Source organism: Rhizobium sp. BK456 (assembly GCF_014194045.1).
GTDB lineage: Bacteria > Pseudomonadota > Alphaproteobacteria > Rhizobiales > Rhizobiaceae > Rhizobium > Rhizobium redzepovicii.
This window is the reverse complement of record NZ_JACIAO010000007.1, coordinates 296,989-314,834: the sequence shown is the minus strand read 5'-3', so window position 1 is coordinate 314,834 and position 17,846 is coordinate 296,989. Positions and strand designations below refer to the sequence as shown.

Annotated in this window: 18 protein-coding genes, 1 tRNA gene and 1 pseudogene; 14 read left to right on the top strand and 6 right to left on the bottom strand. The window is 62.4% G+C overall.

The window, feature by feature from the left end; translation table 11 throughout:
• From FHX03_RS21280 to FHX03_RS21245, 8 genes are all read left to right on the top strand, one after another.
• Positions 1–1,695, top strand: a complete 1,695-nt coding sequence (locus tag FHX03_RS21280) for an ABC transporter permease (protein ID WP_183855317.1) — start codon at positions 1–3, stop codon at positions 1,693–1,695.
• A complete protein-coding gene (locus FHX03_RS21275) occupies positions 1,683–2,702 on the top strand; it encodes an ABC transporter ATP-binding protein (RefSeq protein ID WP_183779597.1) in 1,020 nt (339 codons plus the stop codon). The genes FHX03_RS21280 and FHX03_RS21275 overlap by 13 nt, the downstream gene beginning before the upstream one ends.
• Positions 2,703–2,824: 122 nt before the next feature.
• Positions 2,825–3,934: an endonuclease/exonuclease/phosphatase family protein gene (locus FHX03_RS21270; RefSeq protein WP_097629364.1), complete on the top strand. Its 1,110-nt coding sequence runs from the start codon at positions 2,825–2,827 to the stop codon at positions 3,932–3,934.
• Between the two features lie 8 nt (positions 3,935–3,942).
• On the top strand, positions 3,943–4,713 hold the full coding sequence (locus FHX03_RS21265) for a DNA mismatch repair protein MutT (RefSeq protein ID WP_097629365.1): 771 nt from the start codon (positions 3,943–3,945) through the stop codon (positions 4,711–4,713).
• A 130-nt stretch (positions 4,714–4,843) separates the two neighbouring features.
• Entirely contained in the window at positions 4,844–5,755 is a 912-nt protein-coding gene (locus FHX03_RS21260) for a PhzF family phenazine biosynthesis protein (protein WP_097629366.1), read from the top strand.
• A 222-nt stretch (positions 5,756–5,977) separates the two neighbouring features.
• Positions 5,978–6,053: transfer RNA gene (locus tag FHX03_RS21255), tRNA-Lys, on the top strand.
• A 154-nt stretch (positions 6,054–6,207) separates the two neighbouring features.
• Positions 6,208–6,504, top strand: coding sequence for a hypothetical protein (locus tag FHX03_RS21250; RefSeq protein WP_097629370.1), 297 nt, complete (start codon positions 6,208–6,210; stop codon positions 6,502–6,504).
• Positions 6,505–6,561: 57 nt separating this feature from the next.
• Positions 6,562–6,864: a hypothetical protein gene (locus FHX03_RS21245; protein WP_097629371.1), complete on the top strand. Its 303-nt coding sequence runs from the start codon at positions 6,562–6,564 to the stop codon at positions 6,862–6,864.
• A 221-nt stretch (positions 6,865–7,085) separates the two neighbouring features.
• Here FHX03_RS21245 and FHX03_RS21240 read toward each other — a convergent pair whose 3' ends face one another.
• Entirely contained in the window at positions 7,086–7,400 is a 315-nt protein-coding gene (locus FHX03_RS21240; protein ID WP_012558192.1) for a hypothetical protein, read from the bottom strand.
• Positions 7,401–7,658: 258 nt separating this feature from the next.
• Here FHX03_RS21240 and FHX03_RS21235 point away from each other — a divergent pair, with 258 nt between their 5' ends.
• Both FHX03_RS21235 and chrA read left to right on the top strand, forming a co-directional pair.
• Positions 7,659–8,474: a chromate resistance protein ChrB domain-containing protein gene (locus FHX03_RS21235; protein ID WP_183855315.1), complete on the top strand. Its 816-nt coding sequence runs from the start codon at positions 7,659–7,661 to the stop codon at positions 8,472–8,474.
• Between the two features lies 1 nt (position 8,475).
• Positions 8,476–9,897, top strand: coding sequence for a chromate efflux transporter (gene chrA, locus FHX03_RS21230; protein ID WP_183855313.1), 1,422 nt, complete (start codon positions 8,476–8,478; stop codon positions 9,895–9,897).
• Between the two features lie 59 nt (positions 9,898–9,956).
• Here chrA and FHX03_RS21225 read toward each other — a convergent pair whose 3' ends face one another.
• Complete coding sequence (locus tag FHX03_RS21225; RefSeq protein ID WP_097629374.1) at positions 9,957–11,288, bottom strand: hemolysin family protein; 1,332 nt, start codon at positions 11,286–11,288, stop codon at positions 9,957–9,959.
• A 182-nt stretch (positions 11,289–11,470) separates the two neighbouring features.
• Positions 11,471–11,854 carry a VOC family protein gene (locus FHX03_RS21220; RefSeq protein WP_097629375.1) on the bottom strand — a complete coding sequence of 128 codons (384 nt, stop codon included), beginning with the start codon at positions 11,852–11,854 and terminating at the stop codon, positions 11,471–11,473.
• Between the two features lie 313 nt (positions 11,855–12,167).
• On the opposite strand from FHX03_RS21220, the gene FHX03_RS21215 reads away from it, so the two are divergent.
• Positions 12,168–12,494, top strand: a complete 327-nt coding sequence (locus tag FHX03_RS21215) for an RcnB family protein (RefSeq protein ID WP_183779589.1) — start codon at positions 12,168–12,170, stop codon at positions 12,492–12,494.
• Between the two features lie 296 nt (positions 12,495–12,790).
• On the opposite strand, the gene FHX03_RS34560 is transcribed toward FHX03_RS21215, so the two are convergent.
• From FHX03_RS34560 to FHX03_RS21205, 3 genes and pseudogenes are all read right to left on the bottom strand, one after another.
• On the bottom strand, positions 12,791–12,970 hold the full coding sequence (locus FHX03_RS34560) for a hypothetical protein (protein ID WP_246699275.1): 180 nt from the start codon (positions 12,968–12,970) through the stop codon (positions 12,791–12,793).
• Positions 12,967–14,171 (bottom strand): annotated as a pseudogene (locus FHX03_RS21210) (GTP-binding protein). Before FHX03_RS21210 ends, FHX03_RS34560 begins: the two are co-directional and overlap by 4 nt.
• Positions 14,172–14,281: 110 nt before the next feature.
• A complete protein-coding gene (locus FHX03_RS21205; protein ID WP_183855311.1) occupies positions 14,282–15,316 on the bottom strand; it encodes a zinc ABC transporter substrate-binding protein in 1,035 nt (344 codons plus the stop codon).
• Positions 15,317–15,417: 101 nt separating this feature from the next.
• On the opposite strand from FHX03_RS21205, the gene FHX03_RS21200 reads away from it, so the two are divergent.
• The 3 genes from FHX03_RS21200 to FHX03_RS21190 are packed head-to-tail and all read left to right on the top strand — an operon-like array spanning position 15,418 to position 17,526.
• Entirely contained in the window at positions 15,418–16,323 is a 906-nt protein-coding gene (locus FHX03_RS21200; RefSeq protein ID WP_097629380.1) for a metal ABC transporter ATP-binding protein, read from the top strand.
• On the top strand, positions 16,316–17,131 hold the full coding sequence (znuB, locus tag FHX03_RS21195; RefSeq protein ID WP_183855309.1) for a zinc ABC transporter permease subunit ZnuB: 816 nt from the start codon (positions 16,316–16,318) through the stop codon (positions 17,129–17,131). The genes FHX03_RS21200 and znuB overlap by 8 nt, the downstream gene beginning before the upstream one ends.
• On the top strand, positions 17,128–17,526 hold the full coding sequence (locus FHX03_RS21190) for a Fur family transcriptional regulator (protein ID WP_003593569.1): 399 nt from the start codon (positions 17,128–17,130) through the stop codon (positions 17,524–17,526). Before znuB ends, FHX03_RS21190 begins: the two co-directional genes overlap by 4 nt.
• The last annotated feature ends 320 nt before the right edge of the window (positions 17,527–17,846 follow it).

Below are 17,846 nucleotides of genomic sequence, written 5' to 3'. Positions count from 1 at the left end.
ATGCACGGCTATGTCAGAACCGGAAACAGCCAGCCCGCCTGGCTGTTTCCCTTTGTCGTCATCACCGTCCTGATCCTCAGCGTGCTGCCGCTCGCCCGCCTTGCGATGGTCGGGATCGCGGCCTTCGCCAACGGCGGCGTTCTGACTGTGCTCGGCGACCCGTCGGTTTGGTCGGCGACCTATTACACCATCGTCACGGCGCTTTTCGGCACGATCATCTCGCTCGTCATCGGCTGTCTCTTCGCTTTCCTGCTGACGCTGACCGATATCACTGGCAAGGGGCTGCTCAGCTTCTTCTTCGTGCTGCCGATGATGATCCCGCCGCAGGTGACGGCGCTGGCCTGGGTGCAGATGTCGGGGCCATCAAGCCCGCTGTTGAAGGCGCTCTCCATCGCCCCGCCGCTTGGCTCGCCGCAGCCGCTCTATTCGGTCGGCGGCATCGCGCTGCTATATGGCGTGCAGCATGCGCCGCTGGTCTATCTCGCGCTCCGGGCCGGGTTGATGACGCTGCCGCGCGACGGGGTCGAGGCGGCACGGCTTTCCGGCGCCTCCAGCCTGCGGGTGTTCCGCGACATCATCCTGCCGCTGTCGCTGCCCGGCATCATCGCCGGGGCGGCGATCTCCTTCGTCTCCTGCACCGGCAATTTCGGCATTCCCGCCATTCTCGGCATTCCGGCCTCGATCTTCACGCTGCCCACACTCATCTTCACCAAGTTTTCCGCTTTCACCAGCCGCACCTTCGGCGATGTCGCCGTGCTCTCGGGGATCATCGCGATGATCTCGGTCGCTGGGCTGATGATCCAGGATCGGGCGCTGCGCGGCCGCGATTATCGCATCATCGGCCTGTCGGGGGCGAGTGCCGCCTTCGAGCTCGGCGCCTGGCGGTTCGCCTTCACGCCGCTTCTCTGGGCGATCCTGTTCTTCATGCTGGCAGCACCCTTCTCCGCGCTCGTCGCCGGCGCGCTGGTGCCGGCCTACGGCGTGCCGCTCACCTTCAAGACCATGTCGCTGCATGCCTTCGAGGAAATCCTGTTCCGGCAGGCGGTGACGCGCACCGCCTTTGTCAATTCGCTGTCGCTCGCCGCCGCTACCGCCATTTGTCTCCTCACGGTGACCGTGCTTGCGGCCTATGCGCTGACGCGGCGAAGAGATGCTGCTTCCCGCATCGTGTCCAGCCTGATCGAGATACCCTATTCGCTGCCCGGCATCGTCATGGCGGTCTCCTTCATCCTGGTGTTCGCGGCACCCATCCCGTTCCTGCACATTTCGCTCTACGGCACGATCTGGATCATCCTGATCGCTTACCTCTCCTCCTTCTTCGCCGTCAGCCTGAAACCTGTCGTCAGCGCTTTCCACCAGCTTGACCCAGCGCTGGAGGAAGCGGCACGGCTTTCCGGCGCCGGCTTCTTCCGCCGGCTTTTCGATATCATCGTGCCGCTGATCGCGCCGGCCGCCGGCGCTTCCGTCATCCTCGTCTTCCTGATTGCCTGCAACGAGCTGACGATCTCCGCGCTTCTCTGGTCGGCCGGCACCCAGACGCTCGGCGTCGCTATCTACAATCTCGACGACAGCGGCAGTTCCGACCTCGCCTCGGCGCTCTCGGTGCTCGTCGTCCTCATGGTGGTCGTCATGATGCTGCTGCTCGAATTCCTGGCAAAACGCCTGCCGAAAGGGGTAGTCCCATGGCGAAGCTGATCCTCAACCGGCTGGCCAAGGATTTCGGCACCGGGCGGCCGGCCGTCAGCGATTTCTCGCTCGATGTGCGGGAGGGCGGCTTCCTGGCGCTGCTCGGGCCTTCCGGCTGCGGCAAGACGACGGTGCTCAGGATGATCGCCGGTTTCGAGACGCCCTCCGACGGCTCGATCCATCTCGGTGAGCGGGTCATTGCCGATGCTGCCCAGGCGCTGCCGCCTGAGAAGCGCAACATGGCGATGGTGTTTCAGTCCTATGCGCTCTGGCCGCATATGAGTGTTGCCGACAATGTCGGATACCCCTTGAAGGTGCGCGGCATTTCCGGCGAGGCTTACCGCGCGAAGGTCGGCGAGGCGCTGTCTTCCGTCCGGCTTGCTGATTATGCCGGGCGGCGTCCTGCCGACCTTTCAGGCGGCCAGCGCCAGCGCGTGGCGCTCGCCCGCTGCCTGGTGACCTCGCCCGACGTCGTGCTGCTGGATGAGCCGCTCGCCAATCTCGACCGGCACCTGAAACAGGAGATGGAGGAAACCTTCCGCGAGTTCCACCAGCGCTCGGGTGCCACGATGATCTACGTCACCCATGATCAGAGCGAGGCGATGGTGCTTGCAACCGACGTTGCCGTCATGTCGGAAGGGCGCTTGCTGCAGGTGGCGCCGCCGGCCGAGATCTATGCCCGGCCGGAGGGACGTGTCGTCGGGGGGCTGATCGGGCGAGGGGCAATCCTGACGCTGCCGGTGATGGGCAGCGAACGCCATCTGGAGTGGGACGACCTGCAGGATGCGCTCCACGCGGCCAACACCGACGGCGCCGATATTCTGGTGCGGCCGGAAGATGTGACGATCGGCGGCGAGGGGGCTCCCGCAACCGTCGAAGCCGTGCTTTTCGAGGGCGAGCGTTATGCCGTCAAGCTCACGCTCGGCAACAGCCAGACGTTGCGCGGCTTTAGCCGTGTGGCTGTCGTGCCCGGTGAAAGGGTGCGCGTCGTCATCCGCGCCGGCTGGCGGCTTTGATGGAGGCAGGCAATTGCATCCGGGGCTTCAAAAAGGGGCGGTTGTCCGCATATTTCTTGGCCCCGCCATCTTTTCCCCGTGCGATTGCCGGATAAGGTACTGCCCGCAACCGGACCTTTGCCATGTCGCTTCGCCTAGCCACCTTCAATGTCGAAAATCTCCTGACCCGTTTCGATTTCACCGGTTTTCGCAACCAGTTGCGCCAGGATCGCGTCATCAAGCTTTTCCAAGTGTCGAGCGAGGGCGTCTATCAGCAACTGGAGCAGGCGCGGGTGATCGCCGCGACCGACGACACGAGACAGATGACGGCGCTGGCGATCGCCGATGCGGATGCCGATATCCTCTGCCTGCAGGAAATCGACAATATGGCCGCTCTCCAGGCCTTCGAATACGGCTATCTCTTCCGCATGGTCGGAAACGGTTACCGGCAGAAGTATCTGGTCGAGGGCAATGACAGCCGCGGCATCGATGTCGCCGTGCTGATGCGCGAGGAAACGCGCGACGGCCAGAAGATCGAACTTAAGGAAGTCCGCAGTCATGCGATGACGACCTATCGCGATCTCGATCTCTTCGACGAGGAGCTGGCGCTCACCAACCGCATCGATGACAAGATCTTCAAACGCGACTGCCTGGAGCTCGATCTCCTGATCGGCGGTCGGCCATTCTCGCTCTATGTCGTGCATTTCAAATCGATGGGCAATCCGCGCGACGAGCTCGACGGGCGGAAATCGACGATGCCGATCCGTCGCGCCGAGGCGCGCGCCGTGCGTCGCATCATCGAGGATAGTTTCGGCGCCGGGCACACGGCCAAGAAGAGTTTCGCCATCTGCGGCGACATGAACGATTACCAGGAGCGCGTCGATGTCATCGGCCGCCGCGGGGCCGGCTATCGTTTCGAGCATCAGGACGAGGCCGAAAGCGCCCTTGACGTTTTCAGCCATGACGGCTTTGCCGAAAACGTCGTGCGCCGCCGTGCCGCCCTCGACCGCTGGACGCTCTATCACTCCCGCGGGCCGCAGGAGCAGTGGCTCTGCCAGCTCGACTATCTCTGGCTTTCGCCAGCACTTGCCGCCCATAATGCCGGCCGCCTGCCTGACATCATCCGCAGCGGTCAGCCCTATCGCACCATCTTCCCGCCGGGGCAGGAGGTGGAGCGTTATCCGCGCACAGGCTGGGACCGGCCGAAGGCGTCCGATCACTGCCCCGTCGTCATGACACTGGATCTCCCCTGAAAGCGAACATGAAAACCAATTTGAACATGAATTTTGCAAACAGCGATTTTTCCGATGATTTCGCCGGCTGGCCGCCGGAGGCTACGGTCTTCCCGATCGCCGGCGTCGATCTGCGCGTCCTGCCCGGCAGCCATCCCTTCGTGCTTGCCGAGGAAGCAGCGATCCGCGAGAACTGGGCCAAGGAAACCGCCGCCAACCCGGCGCTGTTCGACGGACGCCTGGTGTTCCAGCAGCGGCTGTCGTTCAGTGAAGACGGGATTGCGGGCGAGGGCTACGTCACTCCCTTTTCCGCTTTCATGTGGTGGCGCCGGCAGCCGCAGCGCCAGGGCGGCCTGCATATCTTTGCTTATCCGGTGCTGGAAAGCTCAGACGGCGCGCTGGTGGCGATCCGCATGGGCGCGCATACCGCCAATCCCGGCCAGGTCTATTTCGCCGCCGGTTCGCTGGAACAGGAGGATATCGTCGACGGGCGCTGCGACATCGAGGCCAATATGCGCCGCGAGGTCCATGAGGAGACCGGCCTCGACCTTTCCGATTCCGTGGCAGGGCAGGGACTCTACGCCAGCTATTCCAGACGCACGGTCACGCTTATGCGGCTCTTCCGCTTCGACATGACGGCGGATGAGATGGTGAAGCGGATCGAGGCTCACATGCTGGTCGCCGAGGACAAGGAGATCGCCGGTGCAGTGGCGATCCGCTCGGCCGATCCCAAGGCCTATCCTTATAACATCTCCATGCTGCCGGTGATTAGCTGGTATTTCGGCAAGGCGAGCGCATAAGAGGCCAAAGGCCGAAGCCTCGAAGCACACGCTCCGGCTTGGCTCCTTGCATCCATCTGACTTAGCGCCTTGCACTCGGCCGTTTGGTCGGGCAGGTTGGCGGCGCGATGACCGATTCAAGGAGGCCGATGTGGCGCGAAGCTACAGCGTCTATGACGTGTTCACCGATCGAAAGCTGGCGGGCAACCCGCTGGCGGTGATCTTCGACGGAGACGATCTCAGCGACGAGGCGATGCAGGCGATCACCCGGGAGATCAATCTCTCCGAGACAGTGTTCGTGCAGCCTTCGAGCAATCCCGCCTATGCGGCGAAGCTCAGGATCTTCACGCCGGGGCGTGAGCTGCCGTTTGCCGGTCATCCCACAGTCGGCACGGCGGTGGCGCTGGCCGAACGGGCGCATGGCGCGGCGACGCTCGATCTCGTGACGGTGCTTGAGGAAAACGTCGGGCCAGTGCGCTGCGCGGTGCGGCTGAGGGAGGGCGAGGCGAGCTTTGCCGAATTCGACCTGCCGCGGAAATCGCAACCGGCCGTCATGCCGCTCGACAAGCTCGGCATGGCTGATGCGCTGTCGCTGAAGGTGACCGAAATCGGCTTTGAAAATCATGTGCCCTCGGTCTGGAGCGCCGGCGTTCCTTTCCTGCTCATTCCGGTGCACGATGTCGGAGCCGCGCAGCGGGTCGAATTCGATCCGCAGCTCTGGGAAAAGATCGTGCCCTTCGTCGAGGGTGCGCTTGCCTCGGCCTATGTCTATTGCCGCGGCGGGGTCAACCACGTGGCAAAGTTCCATGCGCGCATGTTCGCAAGCGGCATGGGCATCGTCGAAGACCCGGCCACCGGTTCGGCGGCGGCGGCACTCTCCGGCGCGATCCACCATTTCGACCGGCTGACGGACGGGCATCACCCGATCATGATTGAGCAAGGCGTCGAGATGGGCCGGCCATCCTTCATCCATTTGCATATCGATGTCGACGGCGGCGCGATCTCCAACGCGCGGATCGGCGGGCAGGCAGTGCGGCTGGCGAGCGGCACGCTCGACCTTTAATTTTATGGCGTGCCGCGCGTCCGAAGGCGCGCGCGCTGCCTTATCGCTTTGAATCTGCGTCTAATCCTGTCCGAAAATCGATCGCAGTTTCCGGGATTATGCCCCGCATTTCACCTATGCCGAAAAATCTTCGCGATTAACCAAAGAATTTTCGCCGATGCGCTGGACAAGCCTGCCGATCCTGTTTATACGCCCCGTCACACCGCGCAGCCAAGCGCGAACGGGTGATTAGCTCAGTTGGTAGAGCAGCTGACTCTTAATCAGCGGGTCGTAGGTTCGAGCCCTACATCACCCACCAAATCTCTTGATAAGATTGAATTATTTTAGCTCAGGCCGGATCTTCCGGCCTGCCGGAGACTGTTCCGGGCCGGGCGGCATGGTTCGTGTCGTCAGCATGTCTGGCAGCGTCGATCCCCGCGCCCTATTTGCTCTCTGATAAGCGGGAGGGTTCCATGAGAAGCGTCGTTCTGGTCGTTGCCTTGTCTCTGCCGTTGCCGGCCTTCGCCGCGGGGGCGATGGAGATCAAGGCGAGCGCGTATAGCTGCAGTGAGATTGCGCAGATCATCCGCCAGAACAAGAAGGTCTTCGTCCGTGTCGGCTTCGGCGGCCGTAGCTTCCGCTATCCGCCGGCGCAATGCAGCATGGGCGACAAGCGCACCAGCACGAGTTTCCGCGATGGTCAAGGAAAGCAGTGCATTCTCGACTATGCCTGCGTCTTCGATCCCGCATCGCCCTATAATTTTCCGTAGAGCAAATGGTCTTGGGCGGGTTCGGCCAAAGACGTTCTCCCACAATCAGGAGTTTTCATGAAAAGCATTGTTCTGGCGTTTGTGCTGCTGTTTCCGTCCGCAGCCCTTGCCATCGATGCGGTGGAGGTCAATGCCAGGGATCATACTTGCGACGAGCTTGCGCAGATCATCCGTAAAGACAAAGCGGTTTTCGTGCGCATGGGTTTTGGCGGCCGTAGCTTTCGCTATCCTCCGGCCAGGTGCAATCTCGGCGACAAGTACGACACGGCAAGGGTCAGGGATGCCAACGGCAAGATTTGCCTTCTTGACTACCAGTGCGTGTACGACCCCCAATCCTTCTACAACAGGATCCCCAAATAATATCCCGCTGCGAGAGCTGTCTGAGACCGAAGAAAAAAGGCCGGGCGAAAATCGCACCGACCCTTCCTCGATCTGTCTCGATAACGGCTGCCAGTACCTCCGTGGTCAGCCATCAGAGACAAATTCAATATCTCTAAAATAAGCTCTCTCTGCCGGTATTCAAGAGCACACGACAGAAAAGGAAGCCGGCACTGGGTCGGCTTCCTTTAGCCGAGCAGCGGTTACTGCTGGGCAGGCGCAGCCGGCGGAGTGGCCGGTGCAGGTGCCGGTGCGGGCGTCGCGCTGTTGTCGGTCGGAGCGATCGGCTTGGGTGCCGCCGGTGCCGGCTCGGATTGGGTCGTGGAGGCTGTCGTATCCGGGGATGTGCCCGGGGTGCTCCACTGCGAATAGGCGAATGCAGCGACAGCGATCACGGCCAATGCAGCGACCCAGACAACCCACGTATTATTGCTGCGCGCGCTCGGCGTGGTGCGCAGATCCAGATTTGGGTTCAGCGGGCGGTTCGGGTCGTTGGCATTATTGGGGTCGTACGTCATGGTACTTTCTCCTCTTTCGGTGAAACAATAATGCCGAAGTGAGGATTTTGTTCCGTACCGGGACCGCGAAGCAGTTGATATCAAGGCATTCCGGGCGGCAGCTGACCCGAATCGGCTGCGTTCCGCTGTTCTATGCAAGCGCCCGCTTGACACGGCGGGGTCTGTTTGCGCATGGTTTTGCCATGGGGTTGCGATCATCCCACGAGGCGTCATGCTGAAGAATCGCGTCCAGTAACACCGATCAACGGAGGACGCGTCATGCCGTCATTTCTCGAAATTTCTCCCGACAAACTCAGCCGCCTCATCGGAACCCCCGGCGCGCCTTGCATCGTCGACGTTCGCACCGAGGAGGACTTCGCGCTCGATCCGCGCCTAATTCCGGGCTCGATCCGGCGCGATCATGCCGAGGTTGCGTCTTGGGCGGACAGCATGAATGCCACCACCGTCGTGGTGGTCTGTCAAAAGGGCAGCAAGCTCAGCCACGGTGTGGCCGCCTATCTGCGCCATGCCGGGATCGACGCCGAGAGCCTCGAGGGCGGCTTCGAAGCCTGGATTGCCGGCGGGGCGGCCGTGCCATCGGAAAAGCTTCCGCGCCGCGACGCGGAGGGGCGCACCGCCTGGGTGACACGGGCACGGCCGAAGATCGACCGCATCGCCTGTCCCTGGCTGATCCGCCGCTTCGTCGATCCGAACGCCGTCTTCCTGTTCGTGCCGGCGCCCGAGGTTATAGCCGTTGGCGAACGCTTCGGGGCGGTTTCCTTCGATATCGAAGACGTGTTCTGGAGCCATCGCGGTGAGCTCTGCACCTTCGACGTGATGGTCGAGGAATTCGGCCTGGCATCCGAACCGCTTCTTCGTCTGGCGCAGATTGTCAGGGCGGCGGATACCGCAAGGCTCGATCTCGCGCCCGAGGCGCCCGGCCTGCTTGCAGCATCGCTCGGTCTCTCCAGGATGTTTTCCGACGATCTGGAGCAGCTCGAAGCCGGAATGCTTCTCTACGATGCCTTCTTCCGCTGGTGCCGGGACGCGACCGAGGAAACCCACAACTGGCCTACGCCAAAGAAGAGGGCATGAAATGGCCGAGTTGACGGACAACGGCCGCGCGGACAAGACGATGGCGAGACATGCGGACGAGGAGCATCACCACGGCGTCTCCTTCGGTGAGGCCTTCAAGGTATGGCTGCGCGTCGCCGCCTTGAGTTTCGGCGGCCCGGCCGGCCAGATCGCCGTCATGCACCGGATCATCGTCGACGAGAAGCGATGGATCGGCGAGCACCGGTTCCTGCATGCGCTGAATTATTGCATGCTGCTTCCCGGCCCCGAGGCGCAACAGCTCGCCGTCTATATCGGCTGGCTGATGCACCGCACGCTGGGTGGTCTGGTCGCTGGTTTGTTGTTCGTGCTGCCGGGATTCCTGTCGATCCTCTGTCTCAGCTATATCTACGCCGCTTATGGCAGCGTGGGCATCGTCGCCGGCCTGTTTTTCGGGCTGAAGGCGGCGGTGCTTGCCGTCGTCGTGCAGGCCGTCATCCGCATCGGCAGCCGCGCTCTTAGAAACAACGTCATGCTTGCGATCGCGGCTGTGGCCTTCGTTGCCATCTTCTTCTTCCATGTGCCGTTCCCGCTGATCGTGCTTGCCGCCGCCATCGCGGGCTTTCTCGGCGGCCGCTTCGGCATTGCCGCCTTCAAACCGGGCGGCGGCCACAAGGCCGGAAGCGGGCCAATGGTGTCGGATGCGGAGTCGGCGCTCGGCGAGGGCATACCGCCGCATGCACGCCCCAATCTCGGTTGGTCGCTCAGTATGTCGGCAGCGCTGCTCGCTCTCTGGCTCGCGCCGATCGCCGCCCTCTATGCGGCTTTCGGGGCACACGACGTTTTCACCGAGATCGGCCTGTTCTTCAGCAAGATGGCGGTCGTCACCTTCGGCGGTGCCTATGCCGCGCTCGCTTATGTCGCGCAGGAGGCCGTGCAGCGTTTCGGCTGGCTGAAACCCGGCGAGATGCTCGATGGTCTCGGGATGGCCGAGACGACGCCGGGGCCGCTGATCATGGTGCTTCAGTTCGTCGGCTTCATGGGCGCCTATCGCAATTCCGGTTCGCTCGATCCGATGCTGGCCGGCACGCTAGCGGCAATCCTGACGACTTGGGTGACGTTCGTACCCTGTTTCCTCTGGATCTTTCTCGGTGCGCCCTTCATCGAAAAACTGCGCGGCAATGTGGCGCTCGCCGGCGCGATGTCGGCGATCACGGCGGCGGTGGTCGGGGTCATTCTCAACCTCGTCCTCTGGTTTGGCCTGCATACGCTGTTTGCCGAGGTCGCGACCGTCCACCTTGGCGGCTTGCGGCTCGATATCCCCGTGCTGCAATCGGCCGTGCCGGCGACAATGGCGCTGTCTGCCGCCGCCGCCATCGCGATCTTCCGGTTCAAGACGTCTGTGATCGCGACGTTGCTTGCCTGTGCGATAGCGGGAATGCTCTGGACGCTGGCGACAGGTTAGAGCTCTTTATATATCATGCATGTCGTCCGGAACCGTTGCACACTTCCGGGCGACATGCATTAGCCTTCCGCCCCGTCCGCGGGGATGCGAGTCGCCAGCATCTTGTCAATGCGCATGCCGTCCATATCGAGCACTTCGAAGCGCCAGCTATCGAAAACGAAGGTTTCGCCGGCTTCGGGGATGTGCTGGAGCTGGTGCAGCGCGAAGCCTGCAAGCGTATGGAAATCGGCATCCGGACGATCGCGCAGGCCCAGCCGTTCGAAGGCGTCGAAGGCGGGCATCATCGCATCGATCAAGAGCGATCCGTCTTCCCGCACGATAATGTCGGGCTCCTCGTTGGATCCCGGCAGGTCGCCGGCGATCGCTTCGAGCAGGTCGGTCTGGGTGACGATACCCTCAAGGCTGCCATATTCATCGATGACGATGGCGAGCCGGACAGGCGAGGCCTTGAAACTGTCGAGCACGCGCACGACCGAGGTGCCCTCGTGCAGCACCAGCGGCTGCTTGATCACCTCCATCGGCCGGACCTTGCCGCCGTCGAGAACCTGGTCGAGAAGGTCTTTCTTCAGCACCATGCCGATCGGTTCGTCGATCGAGCCCCGGGCGACCAGCAATTGTTCGTGGCTGCATTCGCGGATGGTCTTCAGGATCTCGGCCTCGCTGTCGTCGGCGTCGAACCATTCGATATCGAGACGCGGGGTCATGATGTCGGAGATCGGTCTGTCGCCGATGTTGAACACCCGCTCGACGAGCTGCTGCTGCACCTGGTTGAGAAGGCCGGCCTCCTGGCTTTCGGCGACCAGCAGCTTGAGTTCCTGCGGCGAATGGAACGATGATTCCCCGGTTCCGGCGCGAAGGCCGACGCCCCGCAGCACAAGATTGCCCATGCCGTTCAGAACGAAGATCGCCGGCTTGAACAGCACCAGGAAGAGTCCCAGCGGACGCACGACGGCAAGCGAAGTGGCCTCGCTGCGCTGAAGCGCCAAGCTTTTCGGCGCCAACTCGCCCAGCACGATGTGCAGTGCCGTGATGATGACGAAGGCAATGACGATGGCGACCGTATGCGCGCCTGTTGCCGCCCATTGCCCAGGCAGCCAGGACACCAGAGGCTCGATCAGATGGGCAAGCGCCGGCTCGCCGACCCAACCCAGCGCCAGCGACGAGATGGTGATACCAAGCTGGGTGGCGGCAAGGTTGGCGTCGAGATTGTCGACAGCGCGCTGGAGGGCGGAGGCATTCATGCGGCCTGCCGCGGCAAGTTCGGTGACACGGCTGCGCCTGACCGAAACCAGCGCGAATTCCGCAGCGACGAAGAAGCCGTTAGCAGCCACCAGTAGAAGCACGGCGAGTATCCCGACATAGTCGAAGACGCCGCCTGCGGATTCGGACATGGTTTCCCTACCTCTGAATTGATCCGAGTCCGAAACTACACGCTCGGACAGAGGTAGCAAGGCACGGGTCGCCATTCTTCCAGCGGCGATGCCGATGCCGGCTGTCGTCAGATGATATGTGCGGTTTCTTGGTGTCGCGCGCAAGAATGCGCAGTTGAACACATGATTGATGCGCCTCGCATTTATCTCTTCGGCGCTTCGAAGAGTTCGATCGGGTTTCCGGCCGGGTCCTCAAGCAGGATCTGCTTACCGCCTATGCCCTGCACGATCTCATTGCGAAAACGCGCGCCCGCCTGGCGCAGCGTGGCAACTTCCGCCTCCAAGTCGGCGACTTCAATCTGGATGCGATTCCATCCGCCGGGTTCGGGTTTTCGCCCGTCGGACATTGCCTGGGACGCTCCGCCCGGACCGGTCGTGCCGCTGACGAGCAGACGAAAACCATCCCTTGTCAGGATGGCAAAGCTGGGCGCGGGATGAAGAGCGACCGAGAAGCCAAGATGTTTCGTGTAGAATTCCAAGGCGGCGTCGACGTCGTCGACGATATAGCGCATGCTGATGCCGGGCATGGTTTCCTCCATCTTTGTTGGATCGAGCGATCCCCCACGATGATCCGACAAGCGCCGAACGCTGGATCGGAGGCGCAAAGGACGCTCCATGAATGGAATCTGCGCCCAATCCTTCCGAAAATCGAATCGGATCTTCCGGGGGCCCCGTGCCATTTGCAGCCCCTGTTATTGATAAGGGTGTATAAGTCTAATCTGTAATATAAGCTTTGCGCCCCAGGCATCGGATTCCATTACGAAAGTTTAATTTTCATTTCAGTTTCGGTTCATCTTTTCGGGCCTAGTTTCCTCCTGCGCCGAACATAAGGAACCCGACATGAAAAAGATTTTTGCAGCTCTCCTTTCCGCTTCCTTCCTTCTCTCCCCGATGGTTGTCTCCCAGGCCAGCGCTGATGACTATCGCCGTCCGCCTGTCGTCGTGCAGAAGAAGGTGATCGTCGAGAAAACGGTCGTGCGGCCGCACTGGAAGAAGGGATACCGCGTCAACGCCAACGAGCGCCGCTGGTTTCACGACGTCAACGACTACCGCCGTTACCGGCTCGCGCCTCCCCCGCGCGGCTATCGCTGGGTCCGGGCCGACAACGACTACTTGCTGATCGGCATCACCAGCGGTGTGATCTCCAGCATTATTGCTGGTCGTTGATTGGAAGTATGGGAGGGCGGCTTTGGCCGCCCTTTCCGATTCTGGGAGGGGTGCGGAGATTTCCGCTGGTGACTTGTCTGAAGGCACCGTCTGGTGCAGAACGCCGTCCCGATCAGCGTCGTCGCTCTCCCCACGCTCCCTCATTCCTGTGCCCGTCACAGGAATCCAGCACCGCGTGTCCGCGCGGTGATTGACTCAATGTGATTTTGGAAAAGAGTCATCCGCGCCCACAGACTTGGGCGCGCTGGATCCCTGTGACGAGCACAGGGATGAGAGTGGATGGGGCTCGGCCCCGCCTAATTCTGCCGCCGTGCCGCCGTCATCCTCGTTGCAATAATACCAAGCAACCCCTTCGGTCTTCCGGCATCAACCTTCACACTCCCCTCATGCGTCAACGGATGCAGCCCCTCGATCGGCCGCAGCGGTTCACACTCCGTGCAGACGCAGCGATAGGGTTTGATTGCCGTCGCCTTCATGCCGCCTGGCGGCTCCAGCTGGCGAAGGGGTCGGGCAGGTTGCGCCAGCGATCGGGCGCGAAGACCGCGGTCTCGATGAGGCAGGCGTCAAGTTCTCTCCTGATCCAAGCCTCATCCATCGGGTCGGCGCCGATGAAGACGATCTCCTGGCGGCGGTCGCCCCAGACGGGGTCGAGATAGGGGCCGATGGCATTCATGAAGCCCGGTTCGTCAGGCCATTGTTCGCGCGGCACCGCCGCCCACCAAAGACCCATCTTGCCGGTGCGCACGAGGGCGCCCGCCTGGCTGATCTCGCCGACATGATGCGGCCGCGTCGCCAGCCAGAAAAAGCCCTTGGCGCGCACCACGCCCGGCCATGTCAGATCGAGAAAGGCTTGCAATTTTGCCGGATGGAAGGGCCGCTTTTCGCGGTAGACGAAGGAGCGGATGCCGTATTCCTCGGTTTCCGGCACATGGTCCTTGAAGCCGTGCAGCTCCTTGTACCAGAGCGGGTGGGTCTCGGCCCTGTCGATATCGAAGCGGCCGGTGCCGAGCACTTGCTTCAGCACCACCTTGCCGAAATCCGTCTCGATCAGCTGCGCATCCGGGTTGAGGACGGTGATGATTTTCCGCGCGGCATCCCGTTCCGTCTCGCTTGCCGTGCCGATCTGTTCAGCACCACGACATCGGCGAATTCGATCTGCTCGACCAGCAGGTCGACGATGGTTCTGGTATCGCCATCGCCTGCCGTTTCGCCGCGGTCGGCGAGGAAATCGGCGGAGGCATAATCGGCGAGCAGGTTGGCGGCATCGACGACGGTCACCATCGTATCCAGCCTTGCGACGTCGGAAAGGCTTTCTCCGTTCTCGTCGCGGAATTCGAAGGTGGTGGCGACGGGCAGGGGCTCGGCGATGCCGGTGGATTCGATCAGCAGGTAGTCGAAGCGGCCTTGGGTCGCCAGATCGCGCACCTCTTTCAAGAGGTCGTCGCGCAGGGTGCAGCAGATGCAGCCATTGGTCATCTCGACCAGCTGCTCCTCGGTGCGAGACAGATTGGCGCCGCCGTCGCGCACCAGGGCGGCGTCGATATTCACCTCGCTCATGTCGTTGACGATGACGGCGACGCGCATGCCGTCGCGATTGGCAAGCACGTAGTTCAGCAGCGTCGTCTTGCCGGCGCCGAGAAAGCCGGAGAGCACCGTGACCGGAAGTCTGTTGTCCATGAAACCTCGCATTTTAATGTTATATCATTACATCGGCGGGGCCGAAAAAAGGCGGAACGGGGTCATCCGCCTCTTTCCGCCTCAGCTCTCCCCGCAGCGCCGCATGATTATCATGCGCTGGAGAGGCAATCCTTCATGCTGTCGGCGATGCCGCGCATGAGGGTGAAGTAGAGATCGGGGCCGGCCTTCAACGTTGCGGCTTCGGGGTCGAGCACGCCGGATCTGGCGTTCGTGCCTTCGATGACGACATTGACGAGGCGCGGCTCGAATTGCGGTTCGGCAAAGACGCAGGTGGCGCCCAGTTCGCCGACCTTGCGGTGGATTTCTGAAACGCGCTCTGCACCGGGAATGGTTTCCGGGCTGACGGTGATCGAGCCGGCGACGCGGATGCCATAGCGATGCTCGAAATACTGGTAAGCGTCGTGGAAGACGATGAAGGGCTTGTCCTTGACGGGAGCGACCGTGGCGGCGATTTCCTTGTCCAGGGCCGTCAGCTTGTCGTCCAGCGCCTTGGCATTGGCCTGGTAGGTCAGCGCATTGGCGGGATCGGCGGCGACCAGAGTTGTGGTGATCACGGCGGCCATGGCTTTGGCATTCATCGGGTCGAGCCAGAGATGCGTGTCGAAGGCGCCATGGTCGTGGTCATCATCATGGCCGGTGCCGGCGGCATGATCGTGATCCTCACCCTCGGCGGAAGCGCCCTGATGCTCATCGCCATCCTCATGCGGCTCGAAGGCGCCGCCTTCGCGGAAGGGCAGCTTGACGAGGCTGGGGGCATGATCGAGCTCGGCGATGCTGGCCTTCGAGCCCAGCGCCTGCAGCGGCTTTTCCAGGAAAGCCTCGAGGCCGGGACCGGTCCAGAAGATCACCTTGGCTTCCTGCAGCGCGCGCGCATTCGACGGCTTCAAGCTGTAAGTATGCGGGGAGGCGGCGCCATCGACGATCAGCTCCGGTTCGCCCACACCCTGCATGATCGCTGCAACCAGCGAATGGATCGGCTTGATCGAAGTGACGACGACGGGCGCATCGGCCGCCCGCATGCTGCCGGCAAACAGCAAGGCGGGAACCGCCAGCGCCGGTAGGGCGAAGGCGAGCGGAATTTTGAAGGCCAGGATCTTCAGGGCTGGGCCCAGGGTGCGTTTCATCGAATGCTCCGCTTGAATTGCAGATGTTATGTTATTACATCAATTGCGTTATGCTATAACGTGTGCAATAGCAGGATGCAACAGCGCTGTCGGAAAATTTGATGCTCTCTCCCGCAAATACGAAGGGCGAACCGCTGGTTTCGCTTGAGAATGTCGGCGTTCTGCGCAACGGCCGCTGGCTTGTGCGCGGCGTCGAATTTTCCGTCTCGCGCGGCGAGATCGTGACGCTGATCGGGCCGAACGGCTCGGGCAAGTCGACCAGCGCCAAGGCGGCGATCGGTGTGCTGAAGCCGAATGAGGGCAGGGTGAAGCGTCTGGCCGGCCTGAAGGTCGGCTATGTCCCGCAGAAGCTTGCGATCGACTGGACGCTGCCGCTCTCGGTGCGCCGGCTGATGACGCTGACCGGACCCCTGCCGGAACGTGACATGCGCGCGGCACTCGAAGCCGCCGGCATCGACCATATGCTCGATGCCGAGGTGCAGCATCTCTCCGGGGGCGAATTCCAGCGGGCGCTGATGGCGCGCGCCATTGCCCGCAAACCCGACCTGCTCGTGCTCGACGAGCCGGTGCAGGGTGTCGATTTCTCCGGCGAGATCGCGCTCTACGATCTGATCAAATCGATCCGCAACGCCAGCGGCTGCGGCATCCTGCTGATCTCGCACGATCTCCACGTCGTCATGGCCGAGACCGACACGGTCATCTGCCTCAACGGCCATGTCTGCTGCCGCGGCACGCCCGAAGCCGTCAGCCGCAGCCCGGAATATGTGCGTCTGTTCGGCAGCCGCGCGGCGCAGACGCTTGCCGTCTACAGCCATCATCACGACCATACGCATCTGCCGGATGGGCGCGTGCAACATGCCGACGGTTCGGTGACCGACCATTGCCACCCCGATGACGGGCATCACGCGCATGATCACGGGCACGACCATGCTCATGATCATGATGGTCATCATGGACATGAGCACTCGCACGCCCATTCCCACAGTGGGGAGGGCCGCCATGCTTGACGATTTCTTTGTTCGCGCCATCCTCGCCGGCGTTGGGCTAGCGCTGACGACTGGACCGCTCGGCTGCTTCATCATCTGGCGGCGCATGGCTTATTTCGGCGATACGATCGCCCATTCGGCGCTGCTCGGCGTCGCGCTGTCGCTGCTCTTCGAACTCAATCTGACGCTGGCCGTCTTTGCCGTCGCAGCCCTCGTATCGGTGGTGCTGCTCTTCCTGCAGAAGCGCCAGGCGCTGTCGGCCGATGCGCTGCTCGGCATCCTCTCGCATGCCACCCTGGCAATCGGCCTCGTCATGGTCGCCTTCATGAGCTGGGTGCGGATCGATCTCATCGCCTTCCTGTTCGGCGATATCCTTGCGGTTTCAACGACCGACATCGCGCTGATCTGGGGTGGAGGGCTCTTCGTGCTCGTGGCGATGGCCTGGCTCTGGCGGCCGCTGTTGGCGGCGACCGTCAATGCCGAACTTGCCGAGGCCGAGGGTCTGAAGCCGGAGCGGGCGCGGCTGTTCTTCATGCTTTTGATGGCCGTCGTCATCGCCATTGCCATGAAGATCGTCGGCATCATGCTGATCACCTCGCTGCTGATCATTCCGGCGGCTGCGGCGCGGCGCTTTTCGGCGACGCCGGAGATGATGGCGGTGCTCGCCTCGGTCATCGGGGCGGTTGCCGTCGTCGGCGGGCTGTTCGGCTCGCTCACCTACGACACGCCCTCCGGTCCCTCGATCGTGGTCGCGGCGCTGATCCTCTTCATTCTCAGCCTGCTTCCTCTCTGGCGGCATCGCGCAGGCATGCAAGGACAAGGTTCATGACGACACCGCAACTCACCAAGAACCAGTCGCTGGTCTTCGACGTGCTCGAAAAGGCCGAAGGGCCGCTCAGCGCCTATACCATCCTCGACAAGCTGCGGGACCACGGGTTTCGCGCGCCGCTGCAGGTCTACCGGGCGCTGGAAAAGCTGCTCGAATACGGTGTCGTGCACCGGCTCGAAAGCATCAATTCCTTCGTCGCCTGCGCCCATCCGGGTGACGACTGCCACAGCCACGGCATCGTCGCCTTCGCGATCTGCGAAAGCTGCGGCCAGGTGACGGAGTTCCACGATCACGAGGTCGACCACCGACTGATGGCCTGGGTGCGGGGGCAGAAATTCAAACCAGCGAAGACGACGATCGAGATCCGCGGTTTGTGCGAGGCTTGTGCAGCGTAAGCGGCCACACTATCCGTCGGCACCCTATCCTATCGCACCAACGGGACTTTAACGGGCGCCCACTTCTCCACCCTCATTGCTGTGACATCCCGCTGGTCAAGCCGGAGGACAGGAATGAGCGAGGGCGGAGCGGCGGCGTGCCCGAAGGCGACGATCCAGGCGTTGGTTTCCTCGCCGTGTTTGCTGCCGATCGATACACAAAGCGATGACTCAAAAAGGTGAGGCCGCAAGAGCGGCCTCACCTTTTGCATTTCTGTGCGGATAAGCTTAGTCCGGCTTGGATTCAGAGCCGCCCTTGCCGGAGCCGCCGTTGTCGCTCT

Excerpts from the sequence above, each read along its gene's own strand:
- FHX03_RS21280 (WP_183855317.1), top strand. The coding sequence starts at position 1 with ATGCACGGCTATGTCAGAACCGGAAACAGCCAGCCCGCCTGGCTGTTT.
- FHX03_RS21275 (WP_183779597.1), top strand. The coding sequence starts at position 1,683 with ATGGCGAAGCTGATCCTCAACCGGCTGGCCAAGGATTTCGGCACCGGG.
- FHX03_RS21270 (WP_097629364.1), top strand. The coding sequence starts at position 2,825 with ATGTCGCTTCGCCTAGCCACCTTCAATGTCGAAAATCTCCTGACCCGT.
- FHX03_RS21265 (WP_097629365.1), top strand. The coding sequence starts at position 3,943 with ATGAAAACCAATTTGAACATGAATTTTGCAAACAGCGATTTTTCCGAT.
- FHX03_RS21250 (WP_097629370.1), top strand. The coding sequence starts at position 6,208 with ATGAGAAGCGTCGTTCTGGTCGTTGCCTTGTCTCTGCCGTTGCCGGCC.
- FHX03_RS21245 (WP_097629371.1), top strand. The coding sequence starts at position 6,562 with ATGAAAAGCATTGTTCTGGCGTTTGTGCTGCTGTTTCCGTCCGCAGCC.
- FHX03_RS21240 (WP_012558192.1), bottom strand. The coding sequence starts at position 7,400 with ATGACGTACGACCCCAATAATGCCAACGACCCGAACCGCCCGCTGAAC.
- FHX03_RS21235 (WP_183855315.1), top strand. The coding sequence starts at position 7,659 with ATGCCGTCATTTCTCGAAATTTCTCCCGACAAACTCAGCCGCCTCATC.
- chrA (WP_183855313.1), top strand. The coding sequence starts at position 8,476 with ATGGCCGAGTTGACGGACAACGGCCGCGCGGACAAGACGATGGCGAGA.
- FHX03_RS21225 (WP_097629374.1), bottom strand. The coding sequence starts at position 11,288 with ATGTCCGAATCCGCAGGCGGCGTCTTCGACTATGTCGGGATACTCGCC.
- FHX03_RS21220 (WP_097629375.1), bottom strand. The coding sequence starts at position 11,854 with ATGCCCGGCATCAGCATGCGCTATATCGTCGACGACGTCGACGCCGCC.
- FHX03_RS21215 (WP_183779589.1), top strand. The coding sequence starts at position 12,168 with ATGAAAAAGATTTTTGCAGCTCTCCTTTCCGCTTCCTTCCTTCTCTCC.
- FHX03_RS34560 (WP_246699275.1), bottom strand. The coding sequence starts at position 12,970 with ATGAAGGCGACGGCAATCAAACCCTATCGCTGCGTCTGCACGGAGTGT.
- FHX03_RS21205 (WP_183855311.1), bottom strand. The coding sequence starts at position 15,316 with ATGAAACGCACCCTGGGCCCAGCCCTGAAGATCCTGGCCTTCAAAATT.
- FHX03_RS21200 (WP_097629380.1), top strand. The coding sequence starts at position 15,418 with ATGCTCTCTCCCGCAAATACGAAGGGCGAACCGCTGGTTTCGCTTGAG.
- znuB (WP_183855309.1), top strand. The coding sequence starts at position 16,316 with ATGCTTGACGATTTCTTTGTTCGCGCCATCCTCGCCGGCGTTGGGCTA.
- FHX03_RS21190 (WP_003593569.1), top strand. The coding sequence starts at position 17,128 with ATGACGACACCGCAACTCACCAAGAACCAGTCGCTGGTCTTCGACGTG.